Annotated in this window: 19 protein-coding genes and 1 riboswitch; of the genes, 5 read left to right on the forward strand and 14 right to left on the reverse strand. The window is 39.5% G+C overall.

The annotated features are described in order from the left end of the window. Positions 1–58: 58 nt before the first annotated feature. The 9 genes from IGI42_RS03570 to IGI42_RS03610 form a co-directional block, all read right to left on the reverse strand. The gene (locus IGI42_RS03570) at positions 59–1,966 is read right to left on the reverse strand and encodes a glucose PTS transporter subunit IIA (RefSeq protein WP_270660509.1); all 1,908 of its coding nucleotides are present in this window, start codon (positions 1,964–1,966) and stop codon (positions 59–61) included. A 699-nt stretch (positions 1,967–2,665) separates the two neighbouring features. Next, a complete protein-coding gene (locus IGI42_RS03575; protein ID WP_270660508.1) occupies positions 2,666–3,583 on the reverse strand; it encodes a transketolase family protein in 918 nt (305 codons plus the stop codon). Continuing rightward, positions 3,583–4,410, reverse strand: coding sequence for a transketolase (locus IGI42_RS03580; protein ID WP_270660506.1), 828 nt, complete (start codon positions 4,408–4,410; stop codon positions 3,583–3,585). The genes IGI42_RS03575 and IGI42_RS03580 overlap by 1 nt, the downstream gene beginning before the upstream one ends. A gap of 16 nt (positions 4,411–4,426) precedes the next feature. Continuing rightward, on the reverse strand, positions 4,427–4,984 hold the full coding sequence (gene hxlB / locus IGI42_RS03585) for a 6-phospho-3-hexuloisomerase (RefSeq protein WP_429963229.1): 558 nt from the start codon (positions 4,982–4,984) through the stop codon (positions 4,427–4,429). A gap of 349 nt (positions 4,985–5,333) precedes the next feature. Beyond that, positions 5,334–7,715, reverse strand: coding sequence for a phosphoketolase family protein (locus IGI42_RS03590; RefSeq protein WP_429973456.1), 2,382 nt, complete (start codon positions 7,713–7,715; stop codon positions 5,334–5,336). A 596-nt stretch (positions 7,716–8,311) separates the two neighbouring features. Next, positions 8,312–9,448, reverse strand: coding sequence for a glycerate kinase family protein (locus IGI42_RS03595; RefSeq protein ID WP_270660502.1), 1,137 nt, complete (start codon positions 9,446–9,448; stop codon positions 8,312–8,314). 53 nt (positions 9,449–9,501) lie between these two features. Further along, on the reverse strand, positions 9,502–10,305 hold the full coding sequence (locus IGI42_RS03600) for an alpha/beta fold hydrolase (protein ID WP_270660501.1): 804 nt from the start codon (positions 10,303–10,305) through the stop codon (positions 9,502–9,504). Between the two features lie 10 nt (positions 10,306–10,315). Continuing rightward, positions 10,316–11,398, reverse strand: a complete 1,083-nt coding sequence (locus IGI42_RS03605; protein WP_270660500.1) for a Gfo/Idh/MocA family protein — start codon at positions 11,396–11,398, stop codon at positions 10,316–10,318. Between the two features lies 1 nt (position 11,399). Then, on the reverse strand, positions 11,400–12,230 hold the full coding sequence (locus IGI42_RS03610; RefSeq protein WP_438714323.1) for a sugar phosphate isomerase/epimerase family protein: 831 nt from the start codon (positions 12,228–12,230) through the stop codon (positions 11,400–11,402). A 168-nt stretch (positions 12,231–12,398) separates the two neighbouring features. Here IGI42_RS03610 and IGI42_RS03615 point away from each other — a divergent pair, with 168 nt between their 5' ends. The 5 genes from IGI42_RS03615 to IGI42_RS03635 all read left to right on the forward strand — a co-directional run bounded on the left by IGI42_RS03615 (position 12,399) and on the right by IGI42_RS03635 (position 16,239). After that, entirely contained in the window at positions 12,399–13,154 is a 756-nt protein-coding gene (locus IGI42_RS03615) for a DeoR/GlpR family DNA-binding transcription regulator (protein ID WP_270660498.1), read from the forward strand. Between the two features lie 110 nt (positions 13,155–13,264). After that, positions 13,265–13,364: riboswitch (TPP riboswitch) on the forward strand. 84 nt (positions 13,365–13,448) lie between these two features. Beyond that, positions 13,449–13,745, forward strand: a complete 297-nt coding sequence (locus IGI42_RS03620; protein WP_270660497.1) for a thiamine-binding protein — start codon at positions 13,449–13,451, stop codon at positions 13,743–13,745. Next, positions 13,714–14,478 (forward strand): ABC transporter permease, encoded by a 765-nt coding sequence (locus tag IGI42_RS03625; protein ID WP_438714324.1) that lies wholly within the window; start codon positions 13,714–13,716, stop codon positions 14,476–14,478. The genes IGI42_RS03620 and IGI42_RS03625 overlap by 32 nt, the downstream gene beginning before the upstream one ends. Before the next feature lie 11 nt (positions 14,479–14,489). Further along, positions 14,490–15,500 carry an ABC transporter substrate-binding protein gene (locus tag IGI42_RS03630; RefSeq protein WP_438714326.1) on the forward strand — a complete coding sequence of 337 codons (1,011 nt, stop codon included), beginning with the start codon at positions 14,490–14,492 and terminating at the stop codon, positions 15,498–15,500. Beyond that, complete coding sequence (locus IGI42_RS03635; protein WP_438714327.1) at positions 15,493–16,239, forward strand: ABC transporter ATP-binding protein; 747 nt, start codon at positions 15,493–15,495, stop codon at positions 16,237–16,239. The genes IGI42_RS03630 and IGI42_RS03635 overlap by 8 nt, the downstream gene beginning before the upstream one ends. Positions 16,240–17,421: 1,182 nt before the next feature. Here IGI42_RS03635 and IGI42_RS03640 read toward each other — a convergent pair. The 5 genes from IGI42_RS03640 to IGI42_RS03660 are packed head-to-tail and all read right to left on the reverse strand — an operon-like array spanning position 17,422 to position 24,153. After that, entirely contained in the window at positions 17,422–18,303 is an 882-nt protein-coding gene (locus IGI42_RS03640) for a conjugal transfer protein (protein ID WP_438714328.1), read from the reverse strand. A gap of 21 nt (positions 18,304–18,324) precedes the next feature. Further along, positions 18,325–19,320: a bifunctional lytic transglycosylase/C40 family peptidase gene (locus IGI42_RS03645; protein WP_438714329.1), complete on the reverse strand. Its 996-nt coding sequence runs from the start codon at positions 19,318–19,320 to the stop codon at positions 18,325–18,327. After that, complete coding sequence (locus IGI42_RS03650; RefSeq protein WP_438714331.1) at positions 19,317–21,329, reverse strand: CD3337/EF1877 family mobilome membrane protein; 2,013 nt, start codon at positions 21,327–21,329, stop codon at positions 19,317–19,319. The genes IGI42_RS03645 and IGI42_RS03650 overlap by 4 nt, the downstream gene beginning before the upstream one ends. Next, positions 21,330–23,777 (reverse strand): ATP-binding protein, encoded by a 2,448-nt coding sequence (locus tag IGI42_RS03655; RefSeq protein ID WP_438714333.1) that lies wholly within the window; start codon positions 23,775–23,777, stop codon positions 21,330–21,332. Next, on the reverse strand, positions 23,761–24,153 hold the full coding sequence (locus IGI42_RS03660; protein WP_429963221.1) for a conjugal transfer protein: 393 nt from the start codon (positions 24,151–24,153) through the stop codon (positions 23,761–23,763). Before IGI42_RS03660 ends, IGI42_RS03655 begins: the two co-directional genes overlap by 17 nt. Positions 24,154–24,161 lie beyond the last annotated feature (8 nt).

A 24,161-nucleotide genomic window follows, 5' to 3' on the forward strand; every position in this document is an offset into this window, starting at 1 on the left:
ACACCTCGCACTATCCGACTTTTATTCATTATAAACGATAGCGGCTGTATAACCAAATTTAATTTAGTTCAACCGTTGCTACAAGATTATGCTTTTGACCATTATCATTTCCAATAACATCAATCTCTTTAACTGCTGCCATATTAGTAATCACAACAACCATTTCATCTGACTTGCCTGCAGCAGTGATTTTTGCTAAATCTACTTTAGCAATTGGCGTTTGCTCAGTAACTTTATCGCCCACTTTAACTAAGAGATCGAAAGGCTCGCCTTTTAATGCTACTGTGTCAATTCCCATATGAACCAATACTTCTAATCCATTGTAGGTTTCAATTCCGATGGCATGCTTGGTTTCAAAGATGGTTTTAATGGTTCCTGAAACGGGTGCATACATAGTTGAGTCTGTTGGTTTGACAGCATAGCCGTCACCCATCATTTTTTGTGAGAAGACTGCATCAGAGACTTCTTCCATTTTCAATACTTTTCCATCACAGATTTGGAACATATCCACTTCCTTGATGTTTTCAGCGATACCAGGTCCGTCAGCAGTTTCAGGGAGATCAGCAACTGCCACTACTTCATCTGGCTCACCATCGTATTGGCGTTTGTCTTTGGCGCTAAAGATATACGTCATGGCAAATCCAGCAATGGCCGAAACACCGATGGTTACTAAACAGAAGATAAAGTTAGTCATGCTGCCATCTGGTGAAATATACACTGGTGAAGTCACAAGTCCTGGACCTGCATATACGTATTGCTTCAAATCGACTAAACCAGCAAACACTGACCCGATTGCAGCACCCGTCATAGCACCTAACAAGGGTGTCCTGAAGTTTACACAGATACCATACAAGGCAGGCTCGGTGATCCCGATAATTGCCGTGATTCCTGAAGAGGCACCAATTGCTTTCGTATCAACATTTTTACTCAAATACCAAACAGCTAGCGCTGCACCACCAATCGCTGAGTTCCCTGCAAGTCCCCCAGGCAAGAAGATATTGTCAAAGCCGACTGCATTCAAGTGTTCCATATTAATGAAGTAAACGGCTTTGTCCATCCCAGTAATGATACTTAGCGGTGTGAAGAAGCCCCAAATAGCTAAAGCACCTAATTTAAATTGACCAGCAATCATGTTCAAGAAAGCCATCAATTGAGTTCCGGCCACGTAACCGATTGGTCCTAAGATGACTAAAGTAACTGGAATCGAAATTACTAAGGTTACTAACGGCAGCAAGAAGTAACGTCCAGCTTGCGGAATTTTGTCTTTGAAGAAACGATAAACCATCGCCATGAAGGCAGCACCCAACAGCATTGGCAAGAATGAGCCATTGTACTGAACCGCGGTCACTGGCAATCCTAAGAAATCAAGTCCAGTTGCGTTGTTGATTTCAGGTGCTAACAAAGCCATCCCAAGTAACGCTCCTAGCGCTGGATCGGCTTTTAGTTTTGCCATGGCTGACCAACCTAAAACGATTGGCATGAAGTAGAAACCAGCACCAGCCGCGCCATTCAAGATCACAACCACGCCGCTATCCGCATCTAAGCCTAAGAAATTGGTACAAATTGTCAGAAATGCCAACAGCATCCCACAACCAAGGTAAATCGGAATTACCGGAGCAACAGTTCCACTAAGATACTCAACCACCATCGCACCGGCACCTTTTAAAGTCAGCTTGCCTTTTTTAGCTGGTGCTGAACTTCCGCCGCCAGTTCCCTTAAAGCCCGTGATATCCATAAACTCTTCGTATACGGTACTCACATCAGTCCCGATGATAATTTGGATTTCGTTACCTTCCATAACCCGGACACCCATGACAGATTTGGTCTTTTTCAAACCAGCCTCATTCAGTTTGTCCATATCTCCTAGTTTAAAACGCAGTCTTGTCGCACAATGCGTTGCACTTTCAAGATTACTAATACCACCGATATTCTTTACAATTCCGTCCACAGTAGCTTCATATTTCATATTGAATACCTCCTTTTTTCTTTACCACATTTTTTTACCCTTCTGACGGCAATAATCGTCTTATTCGCTGTTCATCTTGTATTTACTATATAACGTAACTTCCATAAGTGCATGATTTATTATCAATTACTTGTAGCGTAGTAAGAATCATTGCTGTAGATTGCGAGCTGTTCCTTAAAATCCTTTTGCAAACGTGCTAGTTTGAATGTCTGGTTGCATCAAGAACGTAACGGTTCATTTTCGTTCCTGAGTTGCCATCATTCGATTAAGTCCCTCCTTATTTGATTTTTATAGCGGATGATAATCAGAAGTCACTAAGATCATCATTTATAACAGACTAAGTACTGACGGTTCGTTGATTGAAACGAAGGAATCAGAACGATCAAGCTCATCTACCCTAAATTTAAAAGGTCTTTTTCAGTTTTTATTGATGTTCGTTTGATTGACTTGCATAAGGAAGCGGTTACACAATTGCTATATTTTGACTTCAGGCAGTTGCATGAATCCTGAATGTCAAATCATCTATTTATAAGTTCTAAAAATTTTCTCAATTCCTTAGCTTTGTGAAATCAATCAGCGAGAAGCCACAAGACATACTAGAGTTGCATGTCTTATGGTTTTCTCAAAGATTCCTCTGAAAAATACTTTTTTCATTTACTAATTGAGCTTGATACTACTTAGTCTTATTACCCATGTAAATTATAAGCTTTTAGCAGCTTCAACAATTTTCTCAACGGTTAAGCCGTACATTTCGAACAATTTGTCCGGGTTACCAGATTTACCAAATTTATCTTGTACGCCAACCATTTTGATTTTCTTCGGTTCGTTTTGAGCTAACAATTCGCTAACTGCGCCACCTAGTCCACCGATAACGTTGTGTTCTTCAACAGTTACGAAACCTTTGACTTCTTTCGCAGTTGCTAAAAGTAATTCTTCATCTAATGGTTTGATAGTTGGGATGTTGATGACTTTCGCATCGATTCCAGCTTCGGCTAATTGTTCAGCCGCTTCCTTCGCTTTGGCAACCATTAACCCAGTTGCAACAATCGCGATATCTTTACCTTCCCGCATTACTTCACCTTTACCGATTTCGAATTTGTAATCTTCATCGTGTAAAGTTGGTGTTGCAACGCGGCTCATACGTAAGTATACAGGTCCTTGGAATTCAGCAGCGGCAAGCACGGCTTGTCTTGCTTCTACATCATCACATGGATGGATAATTGTCATATTTGGCAGGCTGCGCATAATCGCGATATCTTCAATCGCTTGGTGAGTCCCACCATCTTCTCCAACACTGATCCCAGCGTGAGTACCGACAATTTTTACGTTAGCTTTAGGGTAACAAACTGAGTTTCTGATTTGGTCAAACGCTCTACCTGTCGCGAACACTGCGAAAGTGCTGGCAAAAGGAATTTTGCCGCTTAATGCTAATCCGGCAGCAGTTCCGATCATATCTGCTTCCGCGATCCCCATATTGAAGAATCGTTCTGGGCATTTATCGGCGAACATCATTGATTTAGTGGCATGCGCTAAGTCGGCATCCAAGACGACAACATCTTCATTGTCGATTAATTCTACTAAGGTTTTTCCAAAAGCTTCTCTAGTTGGTGCGTTCATTATTCGTTACCTCTCAATTCTTTGATTGCAGCATCATGTTGTTCAGCATTTGGAACAACTCCGTGCCAGCTTCCATCATTTTCCATGAATGATACGCCTTTGCCTTTAGCAGTTGCGGCGATAATTACAGTTGGTTTGCCTTCAACTTTTTTCGCTTCGTCGATGGCATTTGATATTTGATCGATATCGTGGCCGTCGATTTTGATGACTTCCCAGTTGAATGCAGCAAATTTTTCGTCGATTGGATTGACAGTCATGACTTCATCGTTGGTTCCATCAATTTGTAACCCGTTGTGGTCAACAAAAGCAATCACGTTGTCTAAGTTATAGTGAGCAGAACTCATGGCTGCTTCCCAAACTTGACCTTCTTGTAATTCACCATCACCGAAAATCGCGTAAATTGTGTGATCTTGTTTGTTTAATTTCGCAGCTAACGCCATGCCGTTCGCAATACTTAAGCCTTGTCCTAATGAACCAGTTGATGCATCCACACCAGGCGTTGATTTCATGTCTGGGTGTCCTTGCAGCATTTCGCCGGCTTTACGAAGCTTCATTAATTCATCCTTCGGGAAGTAGCCTTTGTTCGCCAATGTTGCATAAAGGGCTGGAGCTACGTGTCCTTTTGAAAGAACTAAGCGATCGCGGTTTTCCATTTTAGGATTCTTCGGATCGATGTTCATTTTGTCGTAGAACAATACGGTTACGATATCTATGATTGATAATGAACCGCCTGGATGTCCAGAGCCTGCTTCGGTAAGCATGTCGATGATGTCAATTCTCGCTGAATTGGCAATTTGTTTCAGTTCTTCTGTTCTTGCTGTAGTCATTTTTAATCCTCCAAGTTTATTCTAAGTTTGAGTGTTTTTTGAACATTTCTTCATTTTCTTTATCTGATTTTTCCATTAGTCCTAAGACAATTGAATCGCCTAGCAGCAGTACTGATTGTTCATAAAGGGATGCCATCGGTTGAGCTGACGTGAAGCTGCTTTCTTCCACATTTTTACTTGGTGCTGGAATGACTACTTTTGCATCTGCCAGATTAGCTAATGTTGAATTGCCGTTTCCAGTAAACGCTAATACCTTACCTCCAAAGCCTTGGGCCTTTTCTGCCATCTGCAAAAATTGTTTCGTCTCACCTGATCCAGAAGCAATGACTAACAAATCATCCTTTTCAAAATTTGGTGTGATTGTTTCACCAATTACATAAGAATCTTTACCCATGTGCATCAAACGCATCGCGAACGATTTAATCGCAAATCCTGCTCTACCCAGCGCCAACACGAAAATTTTAGGTGACGCTTCAATTAGCTCTAATGCTTGATTAAACTCTTCATCAGAAATTTTAGCTAACGATTGTGAAATCTCTCCTACAATTTGTTCTTCATACTTGTTCAAACTCAATGTTCCTTCCTCCTATACGAAATATATTTCGTTTACAAATAGAAGTATAAGCGGTTCCAGTTCAACAGTCAAGACTTTTCGCGAAATTTCTTTCGCATAAAGCGTATTCACGATCAGATATATTGCTTATGGAGAAAATTTATGTCGTGTACGCGAAATTATTTTCTTTAGATATAAAGTGAATACGTGAACAAAAAAGGCGAAATACAAGCATTTATCTCTGTTTTATGCTTGAACGCCGCCGCGAAATCACCCAAAAAGGCCACCAGATATCTTCAATCAGAAAATATCCGGTGGCCGAAATGATTTAAACTATACTATAGAAGAAAGTTCGCATGTGTCCCAGTTATTACCGTTGTGTCACTGGTACTTTCAATGCTTCCCATTTCCAGTTCTCAACTTCAGGAATATCGGTTCCTTCGGTTCTGATAAAGTCATGGTGGAAACTTAAGGTTTCGTCCATCTTGTTAGAGAATTCCGCAGCCTTTTCACCTAATGCAGCATTTGCCCCGTCTTGTGCTAAGTGGAAACGATCCATTTCGCTAAATACCCGCATATCAAACGGAGTAGTGATATCGCCATTTTCCCGGTAGCCATGAATATGGATGTTGTGATTGCTGCGATCAAAGAAGATGTCGCGAACCATTCCTTCATACCCGTGGAAAGCAAAGACAATTGGTTTATCAGTCGTAAACAAAGCATCAAATTCATCATCGCTTAACCCACGAGGGTCTACATCTGGGTGACGCAGCTTCAAAATATCGACAATGTTGATGAAGCGGATTTTTAACTCAGGGAACTGCTTGTTCAAAATTGACACGGCAGCTAAAGCTTCTAAGTTTGGTTCTGTACCAGCTGCAGCGATAACTAAGTCAGGTTCGCCGCCATTATCAGTACTTGCCCAATCAATCACCTTCAAGCCCTTTTCCACTAATTCTTCCGCTTCATCAATTGAATAAAATTGCGGACGTGGATGTTTGCTGGAAACAATCAAGTTAATGACTTGTTCGTCTTGCATTGCTTTATCCATAACCGCCATCAGGCTGTTAGCATCTGCTGGTAGGTATTCACGAATAAATTCAGGTTTCTTTTCTGCTAAGTGAGTTAACACACCTGGATCTTGGTGTGTGTATCCGTTATGGTCTTGCTGGAAAACAGTTGAAGTAGCAATAACATTCAAGGCTGGATACTTTTTACGCCAAGCATGGGCACTAGCTTTACGCATCCATTTGAAATGCTGTGTCAACATTGAATCAACTACACGCAAGAAAGATTCGTAGCTGGCGAAGAAACCATGACGTCCTGTTAGTACATAGCCTTCCAAGAATCCTTCAGCTTGATGCTCTGATAATTGACCATCGATTACCCGACCGACAGAAGATTGCCATTCGTCGGTGCTGTTTTTAGGTTCTAGCCATTGGCGATCAGTGACTTCAAAGACTTTATTCAAACGATTAGATTTAGTTTCATCTGGACCAAAAATACGGAAGTTATCAGGATTTTCAGTAATCATATCACGAGCTTGTTGACCAAAGATAATCATATCTTGAGCCATTACCGCACCTGGAGTTGTCGTATCGATTGCATATTGTTTCCAATCTGGCATCTTCATCGGTTTTGGATCAATACCGCCGTTAGTAATCGGGTTGGTCGACATACGTTTGTCACCTTTAGGAGAAATTGCTTTTAGTTCCTCAACAATTTTGCCATTTTCATCAAATAATTCTTCAGGACGGTAAGATTTCAACCATTCTACGAATTTGTCAATGTGTTCCATATGTTCAGAATCCACTGGGATTGGTACTTGGTGAGCTCTGAAGGTACCGGCAATTTGTTCGCCATCCCAAGTTTCAGGGCCAGTCCAGCCTTTTGGTGTGCGGAAAATGATCACTGGCCATTTTGGCATATCAGCATCCTTAGCGTCACCTTTACGTGCTTCCGCTTGGATCGCTTTAATTTCTTCAATCACGGCATCCAAAGTTTCTGCCATCATTGGGTGAACTTTTTCCGGATCAGTTCCTTCCACAAAATATGGCTTCCAGCCCATTCCTGCAAAGTATTGGGTTAATTCCTCATTGGTTTTACGAGAAAGAATCGTTGGATTTGAGATTTTTCCACCGTTTAAGTAAAGAATCGGTAAAACAGCGCCATCGTTAACTGGATTAATAAATACATTCGAAAACCAGCCAGCTACTAATGGACCAGTTTCAGCTTCGCCATCGCCGACTACTGTAGCTGCAATTACATCAGGGTTATCTAAAATAGCGCCGGTTGCGTGTGACAATGCATAACCTAGTTCGCCACCTTCATGGATAGAACCGGGTGTTTCAGGAGCAGCATGTGAAGCAATACCTCCTGGAAAAGAGAAAACTTTACATAACTGTTTCAAACCAGCTTCATCTTCTGTGATCTCAGGATAAATTTCTGTGTAGCTTCCGTCAATATATGAGTTCGAAACCATTACTTGCCCGCCATGTCCAGGCCCTTCGATATAAAACATATTTAGATCAAATTTATTAATTGCTCGATTTAAATGCGCGTACAAAAAGTTTTGTCCAGCAATCGTGCCCCAGTGTCCAATTGGATGAGTCTTCACGTCTTCTTTTTGGATCGGTTTTCTTAGTAAAGGGTTATCTTTTAGATACATCTGAGCTACTGAAATGTAGTTTGCTGCCCGCCACCAAGCATCAACTTTTGCTAAATAATCTTCTGAATCAAATTGGGTTGTCATATAAAAACTCCTTTTTAAATTTTTATTACCAGATGACTATATCGTGAAAATATGAACAAGTAAAGGGGTTTTTGGTATTTTTTACATATTTAATTGATTCAAACGTTTTCAAATTGTTTTTTATCGAAATTGAGATATATCAATCAATATCCGGTTTTTTCAGGCTTCATTCAACAGCAAGAGCAATTGTTTGTTATTGATTCCGATATATAACGATAGTCGAAATTCTTTCTAAAAAAATTCCAAAAGGTATAATTGAAAACTGAATAATCCGTTTACAATTTATATTCCTTAATAAACAATGATGCTGCTCAAAAAGATTGGTTATTGTTTTCCCATCCTTGAAATATTTTGGTAGCAACCTACATAGCATTTCGGTATTTTGTTATTAAAATTCAGCAACACGCTTTCTTTTAGATTAATAGGATACTCGGCTTCTTTGACCGCCGACGCTATTGTCCGACATCCGTTCTCGGAAAAATAATCTTCGAATCGCAGTGTCTCACGACAAAAGAGAAGAGACCAATCGCCTCTCCTTAATTGATAGATATTTATATTTACAAAACAGTGGTTTATCGCTCAAAAGAACGAAGGCGTCATTTCGACTTTCTACCCAACAAGAACAATAGATTTTTTGCCGTGATTGCAGCTTTTTCTAAATTACTGTGAGCCTGTGAAAGAGCAGTTTCTAAGGTGGTTATTTTAGAAATGATCGAAACTACAGCATCGATACCAGCTTCCTTGAATAAACTTAAATCGCCATCAAACATTCCGACAAAAGCAACTACAGGAGTGCTTCGCTGTTTTGCAAGCATACTGATTCCGACAGGAACTTTGCCTTGTAAACTTTGTGCGTCCATTTTCCCTTCACCGGTTATCACTAAATCTGCGTTTTCCAATTCTTTCGTAAGCCCAGAATACTCAGAGATGATTTTAAAACCCGATAAAACTTCAGCATTGAGTAATACACGCAACCCAATTCCAAGACCACCAGCTGCGCCATCTCCGGCAACTTTACCTTTGCCACTACTTCTTAAAAGTATTTTCTCATAGTGACTCATCATTGCTTCGTAAGAATCTTGCTCGTTCACATGAATGCCTTTTTGCTTGCCAAACATTTTTACAGCACCAGAATCACCGGTCAGGTAACTATTAACGTCAGTTGCTAGTAGGAACTCTACACCATTTATTAGAGGACTAACTCCCGCATAAGATATTTCAGCTACCTTACCAATATTCTTTCCTATTGGTTCAAGATGTTGCCCATCAGAATCAATAAAAATTACACCTAGAGCAGCCATCGCGCCGATCCCGCCATCAACGGTTCCAGTTCCACCTAACCCAATGATTACTTTTTTAGCACCTTTATGCAAAGCTGCTAAAATGGTTTCGCCAACGCCAAAAGTATTCGTATTGCTCGGATGTGTGGTGCTTTCCTCCGTCAAAAACTGGATGCCCGCAGTGTCAGCAGATTCAATAACAGCCAGCTTCTCACTCGCTATCCATACGTAAGAAGCCGTTAGCTCATTTCCAGATAAATCATGGGCAGGTATTTGCTCTAGCTTTCCCTTGTAGTTCTCCAGAAATGCTGCTAATGTTCCTTCGCCACCATCAGCAATCGCAATCTTTTTTACCTCAGTGTTTTCATCAGCAAAAACCTTTTCAATAATGTTATTCGCCTCAATACTCGTCATCGACCCTTTCATTGAGTCAATCGCAGTTACAATTTTCACTTTTCACCTCTTAGTGGAAGCTATATATGGCTACTCGTTGCCAGCTTCCTGGTTTACTGATTCAAAAATGAACAAATAGCTCCGTAAGAATCTTTTGCATGCTGTTCTCCAGAAATTGTTTTTGAAGTAATTTCTTTAAACTCTGAATCTGGAATATATTCATGCAGCAGTTCAGCATAGCTATAAGGATGTAATGGATCTAAATGACTACCCAAAATTAGCGTTGGCATAGAAAGCTTGCGCCACTCATTCCTATCAGTATTTGGAGAATCTCCAGGCATACAGATTAATTTTGGCGATGCCTCGCTAGCGTAAGCATAATCAAATTGGCTTAACAGGGTCTCACCAGCATAGCTAGATAAATTGTTCATTTTTTGATAGATGCCGCTTTTCTTGTACTCAGCCTTCTTATCCTTTATTTCCGGGTTATTTAACAGCTGATAAATCACTTTAAATGCCTCACGAATATCTGCTGGCTGCGGACAATCTTCCCAAGCTGGTCGCGAAAGAACGAGACGCTTCACTCTTTCTGGATATCTTAGAGCGAAGTTTAATGAAACTCCAGCTCCCGTTGAGATTCCTCCCAAAAAGAACTGATCTAGCTTTAGATAATCAGCTAACGCTTTGACATCATCAGCAAATTGATTGAAGCTAAGCAGCGACTCGTCACCAAAATATCTGGTTTTACCATGACCTCTGAAATCCATCACAATTCTTCTGATGCCGGCTGTTTTCTTCATTAATCCAGATGTTTGCCCCGTATCGCCACCTAATCCGTGTAAAAAGATAAAAGGAGTTCCTGAATTCGCATCGTCTTCAAAGTAAAAATCAATGTCGTCTTTTTTAAAAAAAGCCATTTTACTCCTCCTATAACTCTCCTGAAACAGAATCAACATAGACCTTTTGGCCAGTTTTTACAGACTCTTGCACTGCTTGCATCACTTTCATTGCTTCGATTCCATCCTTAACAGTTGCGCCTCTACCGGCTTTTCCTGTCAAAATAGCCTGAGCGAAATCTTCAATTTGACGGCGATAAAAATGTCCATCTACTGCAATTGGGCGGTGGAAACTATCGTCAGCAACTTTGAAAATCTCTACATCGCTACTTCTGAAGGTCCAAGGATTATACGTTTTAGCCAATATTGATCCATTTTCTCCATAGACTTCAAAGCCTTCGTGCCAATCCATTCTAACCTGCAATGTTAAATCTAACTGCGCAACAAAACCATTTTCAAATTCTGCCGTAACAAACCAAGAATAAGAACCGTATTTTTCAGTTAGCCAAGCCGTTACAGCTATAATGTTTCCGCCAAGATATCTTGCCGTATCAAACAAATGACTTCCGTGACCTCTCATATAATAGCGACGCTTATCCGCTTTTGGATCTCCAGCAGGTTTTTTCGCATTAGGACCTGTAAGAATCACTGGTTGGACATTGTCAGTAGTTGTGTAGCGATACGTATTATCACAGTACCAAGCTTTTAATGCCAGCATTTCTCCCATTTCATTGTCAATAAAGTCTTTTGCTGCTTCAATACCTGGATCAAAGCGTTTCATGTTTCCTACCTGTACATGAACCTTTGCTTGCTCTACAATTTTACCAAGGTTTTCAACTTCTTCAATAGACATGCCTAAAGGTTTTTCAACTAATACGTGCTTTCCAGCTTCGATTGCTTTGATTGACATTGGCACGTGGAAATTATCTGCGATCCCAATAACCACTGCGTCAACTTCTGGATCTTTTAGCATTTCATCAAAGTCTCTGTACAATTTCGTTGGGTGATAGATACTATTCATTTCATTCAGTAAGTACTCATCTACATCACAGATTGCATACAATTCAGCATTTTTAGATCGTCTAATTGAATCAAAGTGGGCAGCCTGTGAAATTTGTCCCGCTCCAAGTACCCCAATTTTCACTAATTTGTCATCTTTTTTTATATTTGTCATCTTACTTTTCCTCCATTAATCCTAAATTTTCTAGTGCATATTCAATGTCTTCTTCTTCTAATCCATGCATAATAATTGGCCCGTCATAAAACTTAGTTAGTTTCCTTAAGTATTCCACCAATGGAATGGTACCTTTTCCAACGGGAGCAAATTTGATTTCTTTATCAGTCACAAGAGCGTCTTTGCAGTGAGCTAGCGAGATTACATCTTTGAGTTGCTCAAGTGTACGTTCTATTTTTTCTAATTGATTGTCAGCATCTTTTATTGTCACGATGTTAGCCGGATCATACAGCACTCTTAGATGTTTAGAGTCGAATAGATTAATCAAGCGCAAAGAATCTTCTGCTGAGCTAACGACATTTGCCTGCTCTGGTTCAAAAACGATGGTGACGTTGTTTTCTTCAGCTACTTTGAGCATAGCTTCGATAGACTTGCTAAGTACCACCCAAGCTTTCTCAGTATGATTATCAGGATGAGGACTCCAAAAGTCTTCTTGATTAAAGCTACCTGTTGATATAGAAACAAAAGGAACGCCTAGCATTTTTGCAGATTTTACAACCGTTTCAAATCCAGCTAAATTTTCTTTCCTTTTGGTCTCATCTAACTCTAAAGTGTTAAACGTACCGGATATGACGGCAATATCAACCCCATTTTTTTCACAAGAGTCCTTAATATTCTCTAAAATATGTTTCTCTACAGACTGTGGTAAACTAGGTAGACCAACATTAGCAAAATTAAATTGAATGCTCTCAAAACCCAAACCAGCAATTTTCTTCAAAGCGTCGTCCAACTGGTACTTCAGAAAAACTTTTGAAAATATTCCAAACTTCATAACTGCATCATCCTCCAAGTTGATTTCTTTTAAGCGCTAACATTAGGTGTACAACAAAAGAAATATGGATTAAAATAGCACGTGTCAGTAATTAATCGATTTCTTTATGCTATCATTATACAATGGAAAACGATAAGAATCAATAAATTTCGATTAAAGGAGAAAATAATGTTAAAAAGCGAACGCCACAAATATATTTTGAGCAAAATAGAGGCAGAAGGTAAAGTTTTAGTAAACGATCTCACCAAAGAATTAGAGGTAACGGAAGATACAATTCGAAAAGATCTTCAAGAACTAGCTAAGCTTGGACTTGTCCAACGCGTTCACGGTGGCGCGCTAAGATTGGATAACACCAACCTGCCATTTGAGCACCGAATTGATCAACACTCAGTCAGCAAAAAAATGCTAGCCAAAAAAGCAGCATCACTAATTGATGGAAAAAAAGTAATCTACATTGATAGTGGTACAACGAATCTTTTTTTCGCAGAGAACATTCCTAACGATTATAGTGGGATAGTTATCACCAATAGCCCTACGATTGCATTAGCATTATGCGATCATGAGCATATTACCATCAATTTGTTGCCTGGTGAGTTGGATAAACATTCTAAAGTATTAAAAGGCTCTGCTACATTAAAAGCAATTGAAGGTATCAATATAGAGCTGTGTATACTGGGTATCTCTTCAATCGATATTGAAAAAGGGATCACTGTCCCATCATTTGAAGAAGCTGCAATAAAAAAACAATTGCTTCAACAAAGTTCTCATAAAATCGGTATTGTAACGAAAGAAAAAATTGGCACAACTTCAACTTTCTTTGTTGATAGTGCTACTTCTTTAGATACTATTGTTACGGAAAAAGGAATTAATAATGCTATCTTGGAACCTTATTACAATCTAGATCTAGACATTCATCAAGTATAAAACAAAAATGATTAAAACCCGTTTATCGTTTTTAATCGTTTTTTGTTTTACTGATTTTCAAAAGTATGTTGACGAACAAATCAAAGAAATGTATTATTAAAAACAATTAAATAAAGATGCAGGGGGACGCACAAGCGTTGAGAAGGTTAAAAACCTGACCCTTTGAACCTGTTGGTTAAGACCAGCGTAGGGAGCATGTCGAAAAAAAGAATCATTTTTGGTTATTTTAGGCATTTTCTCTATTGGGGAAAATGCCTTTTTATTTTAATTAATTTCAAGAAAAGAGGAAGAAAAATGGAAGCAGGTATCGCAATTCAAGTACTACCAAAAGTAGAAGGTGAATCAGAAGTTGTTCGTGTTGTTGATGAAGTAATCGCTTATATAGCAAGCACAGGATTGACTTATCAGGTTGGGGCGTTTGAAACAAGTATTGAGGGAAATTATGATGAATTGATGGAGATCGTCAAAAACTGTCAACTGATTGCAATTAAAGCGGGATCTCAAGGCGTATCTGCTTATGTAAAAATCACTTACAAACCTGAAGGAGATGTGTTTGGGATTGAAGAAAAGACGAAAAAGCACCAGCATTAACCTCTACTCTGGTGTTTCGGTACTCGTCCTTCTTATGGTGTGGCAAGGTGTTAGTTCGTTAGGATGGATTCCAACGTTCATGCTCCCTTCTCCTTTACAGGTTGGTCAGGCCTTTATCAATGATTTTGATTTACTATTGTTCCATTCCAGAATCACATTGATCGAAGCGTTATTAGGTTTATTTTTAGGAATGTCACTGGGGATCGCAGTTGCAATTTTTATGGATAACTTCGAAAGAGTGAAAAAAACTATCTATCCCCTGCTGATTTTAACGCAAACTGTTCCCACTGTTGCTATTGCACCCTTATTGACAATCTGGTTTGGTTTTGGCGTTTTACCAAAGGTTGTTTTGATTGTCATCACTGTGTTTTTCCCAGTATCCGTTGCTATGTTGAATGGCTTTTCTTCTGTTGATCATGATGAATTGCGGCTATTACGTTCGATGGGAGCAAATCGCAGACAAATTTTCTGGCATATCAAGATTCCCGCAAGTCTTGGTGATTTTTTTTCTGCTCTAAAAATCGCTGTGACTTATGCAGTAATTGGTGCGGTTATCTCAGAATGGCTGGGCGGCTTTGAAGGATTAGGTGTCTATATGACACGAGTACGAAAATCTTATGATTTTGACAAGATGTTTGCAGTAATTTTTTTGATTTCATTAATTAGTTTATTACTGATGGCATTGGTCAATTTGGCAGAAAAATTGGCTATGCCCTGGAAAAAAGAAGTATAGGAGGAGTAAAAATGAAGGTAAAGTGGAAAGCATTAGTTGCTTTGAGTAGTTTATTGGTTCTAGGAGCATGTAGCAATGAGCAAAGCGCAACAGAAAACAAAGAGTTGGAAAAAATTACGTTTGTGTTAGATTGGACACCTAATACCAACCATACAGGACTATACGTAGCACAACAAAAACGTTATTTTGAAGAAGAAGGATTGGATGTTGAAATTGTGCAACCCTCTGATGGAGATGCCTCCGCAATCGTAGCGAGTGGCAAAGCTCAATTTGGAATTAGCGCTCAAGATTCGCTAGCACCGAACTATGCTTCAGATGATTCACTACCAATCACAGCTGTAGCGACTATTTTACAGCATAATACGTCTGGTATCATGTCTCTTAAGGGTGAAGGTATTGACCGACCTAAAGGATTGGAAGGCAAAACCTATGCTACATGGGATTCACCTGTTGAGCAAGCCACTATCGCCAACGTAATGGAAAAAGACGGCGGTGATTTTGAAAAAGTTAATTTGATTCCGAATAATATTGTGGATGAACCGATGGCATTGAAGGAAAAACAAGCGGATGCTATCTGGGTTTTCTACGGCTGGGGTGGCGTTTCTGCTGAAAGCGAAGGTGTCCCAATTGATTACTTTTATTTTAAGGATTTGAATCCGGTGTTTGACTATTATACGCCTGTAATTATCTCAAACGACAACTTCTTAAAGGAGCATGGAGATGTGGCGAAGAAATTCCTAAAAGCCGCTGAAAAAGGTTACGAGTTCGCCATTGAGTCGCCCGAGGAAGCTGCCGATATTTTAGTCGAAGAGGCACCTGAGTTGAACAAAGACCTAGTTCTGGCAAGTCAAAAATGGTTGTCCGAACAATATCGTGCCGACGAAGATAGATGGGGATATATTGATTCGCAGCGCTGGAATGATTTTTATACCTGGTTAGGAAAAAACCAACTAATTGATAAAGAAATTCCTGAAAATACAGGATTTACCAATGATTATCTACCGAGTGAGCAGAATGATTAAGCTAGAAGTCAAAGATGTGTCAAAATATTTTTCAGAAAAACTAGTCTTGCACCATTTGAATCTCCATGTGCTCGATCATGAAATCATCAGTATCATCGGTCCGAGCGGAGTTGGAAAGTCAACGCTTTTTAGCATTATTGCCGGTCTTTTAACCCCCAGTAGCGGTGAGGTCTTGTTAGATGGAGAATCCGTCATTGATATGCCAGGAAAGGTTTCCTATATGCTCCAAAAAGATTTACTTCTTCCATACAAAACAATCGAAGAAAACATCACTTTGCCATTGATTTTACAGGGAGTCAAAAAGAAGGAAGCCCTTCAAAGGGCCAACCAACTTCTGGAAGAATTTAACATGGCAAGTGTGAGTAAATCTTATCCGAAAGATCTTTCCGGTGGAATGCGTCAGCGAATCGCTTTACTAAGAACCTATTTATTTTCGTCTAATTTGATTTTACTAGATGAACCGTTTAGTGCCTTAGATAGCTTTACTAAATCTGAAATTCATGAGTGGTACCTCAATATCCACAAAAAATTATCATTAACGACACTATTTATTACCCATGATATTGATGAAGCTATTAAATTGTCTGATCGAATCTATATCTTGAAAAATCAGAGCGATGACCAGCTAGACATGATCGAGTTGAGCAAAGAAAAAAATGCGGATTTTCAGCTTACAAAAGAATTTCTTGATTATAAAAAGCAAGTAATCGAGAATCTGAATACTAAGTTTGAGCCCTAAGTCACCACCATATAGTATATGGTTTCCAATACAAAAAAAGCATCACGTCTGCTAGGTGAACAATTTACATCTCAGCAAAATATGCCAATTTCTACCTGAGAGTTTTAATCAGCATTTTCAGCAGAATTCTTTTTCGTAAGTCTTAACATCAACGATAAATTTGGTCTAATACAACAAATTAATAATGTTTTTAAGAAGGAAGAAATCGCCGAATCAACTTTTTGCTAGCATACTTTCAACCGATAAAAAGCCTTGTCATTGCTTTAAGACACTGTGGTGATTCCACACTCGGCACATCTTAAAGCGGCTAAGATAAAAACTGCGGTAAGCCTTAAATTGGACTAGGTCATCGATAAAAATGCTCAGACTGTTTTGCCATTAGCGATCAACGATCATGATCATACCCAATCCTTCAGCATTAAAGAAGCGAGTATCTCTTTGTTTGACAACGTCAATATATCTCAAGAACTACTGGGGATGAAAATCTTTGAAGAATTCCTCTAGTGTGTTTTTGCGAAATTCTCCACCTACTAAAAACTCCCCATACATCCTGCGAAACAAGGTTGTATGGGGAGCATTTTGCTTGGTCAACTTTTGTTTCCTGGAGATAACATCACAATAAGGATAAAGGAACAAAGCAATAAAGCGATTTTCGAAAGGGTAAAGTTAGGAGTGACAATCGCAAATAAGGCAAGCGCTATTATTATAAGATACAACCAAACAAATGTGCGTGCATTTTTTACCAAAGGTCTCACCTCCTTGATTTTCCCTGTAGTAAGTACTAACTAGTCGATGATTTTCCATTTTATAACTTTCGTCCGATGAATGGAAGTTTTTATAAAAAAATTCGAAAAAAGACATCAGCTGGTAACGATAAAATCAACTATGGCCTAGCGTATACAAATTAAAGTCTTATCACAAAAAAATAACTGATCGAACTCAATTCACTTTATAATAAACCTCAAAATGATAAACGATCCGATACAAAAAACAAGTGAAAGAAACAGAATTAATCCGTTTACCAGTAACCATAATAATATACTTTTAGTTCTTTTCATTATCTTATAAAGGACAAAATCGATAATCCCGACTAGTAGCCATCCGATACAAAAAGAAATAGTCATCTTTTAATCACTCCTTTGTTTTCTTTCTATTTTATCAGGACTAAAATAAGTTGTAAGCCTAAATCCCATCTAAAATAACCCAATTCTTTTGATTCTTTTTCAAGACTAACTCATAATCAAAAACTAATGTAGCCTTTGTATCGGGTGACAAGTAGGAAACGGCCGTTTTCACTTTCACGCCCTCATTATCCTCAAAATAGTTAATCGCTCTGAGTTCAGAAAAGATATAATTTTCGTTGATTCCTTGAATCGTTGTATCTTCAACATAATAAAGTAGTTCCGTTTCACTAGCAGATGGATAAGCAGTAAAGAAAGTAGTCAAGAATGTTTTGATTTCTTCTTTTGTTTCTTGCGTGATGGTGGAGTCATCTTGTAATGGATCATTTTTGACTTCTAATTTTGATGGAAGAGAAGCCATTACTGGATTTGTAAGTAGGACTAATTGGTTTTGTTTGTTGATGCGTACTGTTACTGAGAATGCAGATTCTACGCCGCGTCTTTCTACTTCCTCTCCAATACTTTCTTCAATCACTTGGTTTACAGAGTACAACACTTTATAGTATGATTCGTTGATTGCTCCCACTTCCCAAATTTGAACCTTGTTTACAGTAGACTTCGTAGGGATATCGGAACGAATCATTTCTTGATTCATTTGTTGTAGATTCTCAGGCAAATAGTTTTTCAATCTTTCCATTCGTGCGTCCAGCTGCTCTTGATTCGGTTCCCAAGTGTAAAATTCCTGCGCAAAGTTTTGGACAAAACTTTCAATTTTATTGGTGTCCACTAGCTTCATTTCGATGACCTTTTCTTCATGAACCGTGTGTTGATCAATTGCTGTGAAATTCTTGTAGATACCAAAAAAGACACTACCGATTAGGAGTGTCCAGAGAATGATGGTTGTATTCTTTCTTAAACCAACATGTTTTATTTTTTCTTTCATCGTATTCATTTCCTCTCAAATTTATTGTACTCTTCCTGCACCGATTAAATGAGCTTGCCAATAGGCATCCGTTAAGTCGGTATAACCAATGGGATCTCCGGCATGGTACATCCGATTATTGCCAACATAGATACCAATGTGGGTCACGTAGTCTGATGTGGCATAGGTGGAATGGAAAAAGACCAAATCGCCAGGTGTTGCTTCACTTAATGAAATGTGTTGAGTTACGTTGTATTGTGCTTGAGCCGTCCGTGGTAAGTTGATACCGGCCTTGGCAAAACACCATTGTGTAAGTCCGCTACAGTCGAAAGAGGTTTGTGGATTGCTGCCACCAAAGACATACGGATATCCTTGATATTTTAGTGCTTCATCCATAATCGTTTGAACCGTTTCGTCATCGAACTTAGCGCTGACTAAATATTGCTCCACCAATTTCACGTAAAATTGATTACCATAGTTGTAGCGCCAACCGCCATTAATTGGTATGGCAATCGGGTTGGTATACGTCACACGTTGCCCACCAGATTTTTCATTTGAAAAACTTTCAGCTAATTCGTAACCGTAGTGTTTCCCTCGCGTAGCGACATATCCAATAAACCCTCCACCGTAGTTATAGGACTGAATTGCCGTATTCAAATCGCAACCTTGTGCTTCAATACTACGAATTAATTCAGAAAAGTATTTGCATCCTTGCCGAATCGACTCTTCTGTACTCAATGAGTTCGGTGGCAATCCTAAACTTTCTGAACTTTGCATCACATCTTCTGCTTTTCCCCCGCTTTCGACTTGCATGATGGCAAGAATCGTTTTAACGTGATCAGGTATATCAAATTCCTTGCAGTACTTTTCAACAAGTGATTGATAACGCAAAACTTCTGGCGATAGGTTCAAGCCAATTTCTGCCGATGAAGAAGAGTTACTGTCTTCCTCCCCCATAACGATGACACCAAAAAGCAGAAAGAAAAAGAGGCAAAAAAATCCTAGTAAAGGTGCCACGAATTTTAGGATGCTCTTCATCGGCGTTTCGTTCCTTTGCCACTTAATTTCTTGGTTTCTTTTCCTTTGCTAGTTGTTGTTTGCTTCGTCTTCAAAACTCGTTGATGTGCACGCCCTCTTGGTATCGATTGGATTTGTGTTCCTCTCTTAATAACAGACGAAGGCTCAGATCGTTTCACTGTCTTGGATTGATTCAAATCAGATGGTACTCGTTGGGACTTTTTATTGTTATTGACTGCTTTATTGGACGAATCAGTTAACACCTTGTTTGCTGGTGTCGCTTTTCGATTGGGTGCCGCAAGATTTCGCGTTTTCGCCATCCTGCGTTGCGATTGTTTTTGATTTTTTCGTTGTTTCTCACTTAGTGGCTGCGAGTTGTTTCTTCTCTGTGTTTTAGGTGGAGTTGCCTCTGGTCCTTTTCTGTTTTTTGAATTCGATTGTTTTTGTTGTTGGTCATTTGACGTTGAGTCATTGTTATACCTTCGTATTGGGTAGCCTGTTTTCTGTTTCGTTTGTTCTGTTTGATTTTGCGTATTGGTTCGTGTATTACTTCGTTGCTGGTTCGAACTATTCCGATTAGAACGATTTTCGGAATTCTCCTTGTTTTCAGGATTATTGGTTGGCTTGTTCTTCTTCTCATTTCTCATGGAACCCAAACCCTTAAGTGCCAATCCTCCGATAGCCAATTTCCGAAACGCTCTTCTTGCGGTTTGTTTTGGTCGACGCATGACGCGACTACCGGTCCCTTGCGAATCCGCACTACTCAACGCCATCATGCCCATTAAGTCATTCAATTTGAAGTAGATACCGGCAAATATCACAATTTGCATAAAAGCGACAATAAAGAACGGTTGAGAAGCCGTTAAGGAATAAACCATTGAAGATAGCGAAAAAGCAACGGTTAAGACCAAGGTAATTCCAGCACGCATCATAATCACGTTGAACAAGCGCATGATGGTTGTCTTCATCAAATGATTAAAACTTGGGATCATAGACAATAAGAAGCTGATGGGCAGAAAAAGCGCAAAGATGATAAACAACAGCTGCGAGAAAATCATGATCCCTGTTAAGATGAAGACAAAAACCGATATCAAGAGATTGAAGAAAAAGATAAAGACTGTGACACCTAAACGATTCACTGTTTTAGTAATGGTCATATTGTCGTTTTCCAACTCATTAATCTCGGTTTTAATAATCTCGGTACGATCTTTTCCTTTATTCTGAAAAGGACTAGTGGCCTCTAATTCTTCCACACGATCCTCACCCACTGTTTCAAGATTGGAATCCCCATATTGTAGAATCATCCAAGGCTGTTTCACTTGAATATCAAACAAAGTATCACGAATTGCATCGACACTACTTTTGCCAGTTGCGTTGGTACTTGGTGTCGTCATCCGTGAGCCCACATCTAATGCCGCATTACTGATATCGGCACTGAATTCATTGATCCGTGCAATGTAACTACTAGAATAAGCAATAAAGGAAGTTGATAAAACGAATATGGTCAAGAAACTCACCAATGCTCCAACTGCTCGTGTTGTTTCTCGCTTGATTAAGCCGGTATAAGTTACATAAATTCCCATAATCAAGATTAACAACAGGATCAATCCAGGATAGAAACCAGTTGCCATGAAGCCATTTTCATTGATCCCTGCTAAGGTTTGAATGTTTCGCCCAATTGCCTCAGTCGTATCGCTAATAAAATCTAACGAATAGGCTTCTCCCACCAAATAGCCAGTGGCGTTGGATAGGTAGATACTGATTAACCAAACAAAATTGGTTAACGAATAAAGTCCAAACATGACGGATTTTCCAATCCCATCACCCCAGTTCCATGGTAGCCAGTCCCAACTAGAATCCACAAAGTAATCCAATTGGTAATTGTCGATGGGATAGCGAGAGTAGTTGTTTGCCGTATCAATCGTGTCATCAATCAAACCAGTGGCTTGAGCTGAAATGGAAAGGGCAGCCAAAAGAAAAAAGATACCAATGATTCCAATCAGTATCTTCACGATTTTTTTCTTCTTCACTTACTCACCCCCAGCGATAGGTGGTCTTGTATCAAAGGCTTCAAAGAGGTGTTCAAAGATATAGTCAAACTGAATCACACCTGTATGCCCCCAGATATCTTGGAACAGTGCTTGACCATTTTCAAGGTTACGCAAACGGTTCTGGTTGCCTTCATCTTCTTTGTCCAAGCTGAAAAATTCTAAAGTGTTCTTGATTTCATTGATATCCGTTGAACGAAAGGCAAACTTCATCCCGATATTGTTCTTCATTTTTTCGTCCAGTAAGTCATTGGCGTTTTGGGTGACGAAATAAACGCCGGCGTTCATTGCTCGACCTTCACGAACCAACTTCATCGATAAAGTTTTTCCTTGTGCCACTTGTAAGAAACTCCAGGCTTCATCCAGATCGACAATCTTAAAGATGGAGGTATCGGAATGAATAAAATCCAATGCAAAGGTGCTGATGACCATCAACATTGAGACACTTAACATTTCCATCGTCGTGTATTCTTCCATCGTTGTATTGGCATCCGGCAACACCAAATCCGCTACTTGAATGACGTTTAATAGCTTGTCCAAGCTAATGGTATTCTCCACATTGCCATCACTGAACAGGAGCTGGGCAAAATCATAATCGACAAAAGATTCAATATGATCCGCAATGCCATTGGCAATCAGCGAATTCTCATTTCTTAATTCATTAATCACACAAAGCAACCCACGCTGATCTGATTGCGCCACCGTCCGAATCGCTTTACGCAGTGTCGGAAATCGTTCACCATCTCGAGAAGAAATACCGGTTAAAAAGGTCAAGGTATCAATCGCTAAACTTTCGGAGTCTTTGACATTTTCTAAAATGACAAAGGGATCAAGCAAGCCGCGATTTTTCTCTTCACTGGTTAGATTGATGATATTGACTTCATCGGCAATATGCACCAAGTCGTCTTTCCAATTACCACGTTCGGATTTTGGATCAAGGATAACCGCTTTGCCCCCAAACAATACCGCGTAGTAAACGAGTAGATTATTGGAGAAGGATTTCCCACCACCAAGACTGCCTAAAAAAGCCGCAGCTAATGCATTGGTGGTTGTCCCTTTGATTCCTTGTGCGGCTAAGTCGGGTTTGATAAAGACATTCCGACTCGTATCCACATTGAATCCAACATAGATGCCTTCCCGTTCTCCCAAGCTCTGGGTCGCACCAAAGCCTAAAGAAGAAATGAAATCACTGGTGACATATTGGATATAATCATTCATGAAGCGTTTGGCAGATGGAATAAACTCCCCGTGAAGCCCAAGCATATCGCCGAAAGGACGCACCAACTTCACATTAAAGTCATCGTAAAAATCCCGCACTTCATTACAACGCTTCTTCAACTCATCCAGCGTAGGAGCTGAAACACGAATGACATAGCTCAACTTATACATGGACTCTTTGGTTTGGTCTAAGGTGTTTTCTAACTCATTGACGGAGTCCAATGCTTCCACCACATTATTGGCTGTTTCATTGTCACTTTCCCAAGCGTGATTATCCAAGTCTTTTAATTCTTTTTTCTTATTGCGAACTGTAGATAAGGCTTTACGATTCGGCACTACTTCAATATTCATGGAGGTATCGATGGGAAAAGAAAATTGTTGTTGCTGGTAGTAAAACAATTCGCTATGGGGAAAGTCTAACTCACCAACAATGGAATTGATGGTAAAGTAAGACACATAGAGTTCGGTATCTTCATTCGTCAGTTTCAAGTAGCGCTGTTTTTGTTCAATCAAGCAGCGAGTGGGTTTGATTAGGTCATACCGCTTGATTCGTCTTTGTCCATCGGTTTCTTCACTAGGTAGATGATAGCTGTATTCCTCATAGGCCAAGCCATCATTGCCATGTAAGTGTTCGAGAATATAGCCGAAGTCATCTTTGTCTAATGGGCGAAACTGAAACCGGCGTAACAATTTGTTTTCCAGTAGTTGTTCAATTTTTTGGAAACGTGCGACTTCATTTGCGGGCATCTGGACAAAATCACCCATCAATTGATGATTGACTCCATGAACAAAATCTTGGATACCTAACACAAACTCATTCCAGATATTTTTCAAATTGACTTCTTGATCCGTTAAAATCAGCTTGAAGCCAATAAAAAAGCGATAATCGACTTGATGTTCCCCAATCAAATCAATCAGCGCTTCGGTCTGTCCATCAATATGTTGAAGAGCCGCCTCTTTTAGTTTCCCTTTTACCACCGCCTTTGAACGTTCTTGCACTTCTTTGATACTCGACTCCGCACTTAGCTGTAGCGCGTGGATTTTTCCTTCTCGATACTGCGCAACCAATTGGCGAAAGTTGTCGTTTACTTTGTATTTCTCATCAGGACTTAGAAAAGAATAGTTAAAAGGAACCAGCTCATAGTAAGCAAAGCATTCCCCGTCTTCATTAAAAACCAAGTTATTTTCTAAGTATTTAATTGGAAAGCTCAATCGCTTCACTCCTTACATAGGTAATACTTTCTTGAATCGTTACTGTTTGCTTGTTGACCTTTTTCTCTGCATAGGTAACTTTTGGTGCGGAATAGTAACGGAAAATGGATCGAATAAAGCCCACTGGTTTCTTGCCGTCAAAAGATTTTTGTGACATGAACCAAGCCACAAATCCAGGAATTCCGAGGTATTTCAATAGCGCACCGTCAATCCACAGTAAAGGTGGTAGCTTTGCAAAGAAAATGACAAAGAAGAAAGTGAGAACAAACCAAGTCATTTGGTTAAAGGTGATCGGAAACGGCAGCTTCAAATCATTGATGGCATAAATGACTTTTTCGACATTCCAAATACTCGTATAGCTACGAATTTTTTTCATGATGTACC

Origin of the sequence: Enterococcus sp. AZ109, from assembly GCF_051714625.1 — a bacterium.
Classification (GTDB): domain Bacteria; phylum Bacillota; class Bacilli; order Lactobacillales; family Enterococcaceae; genus Enterococcus_A.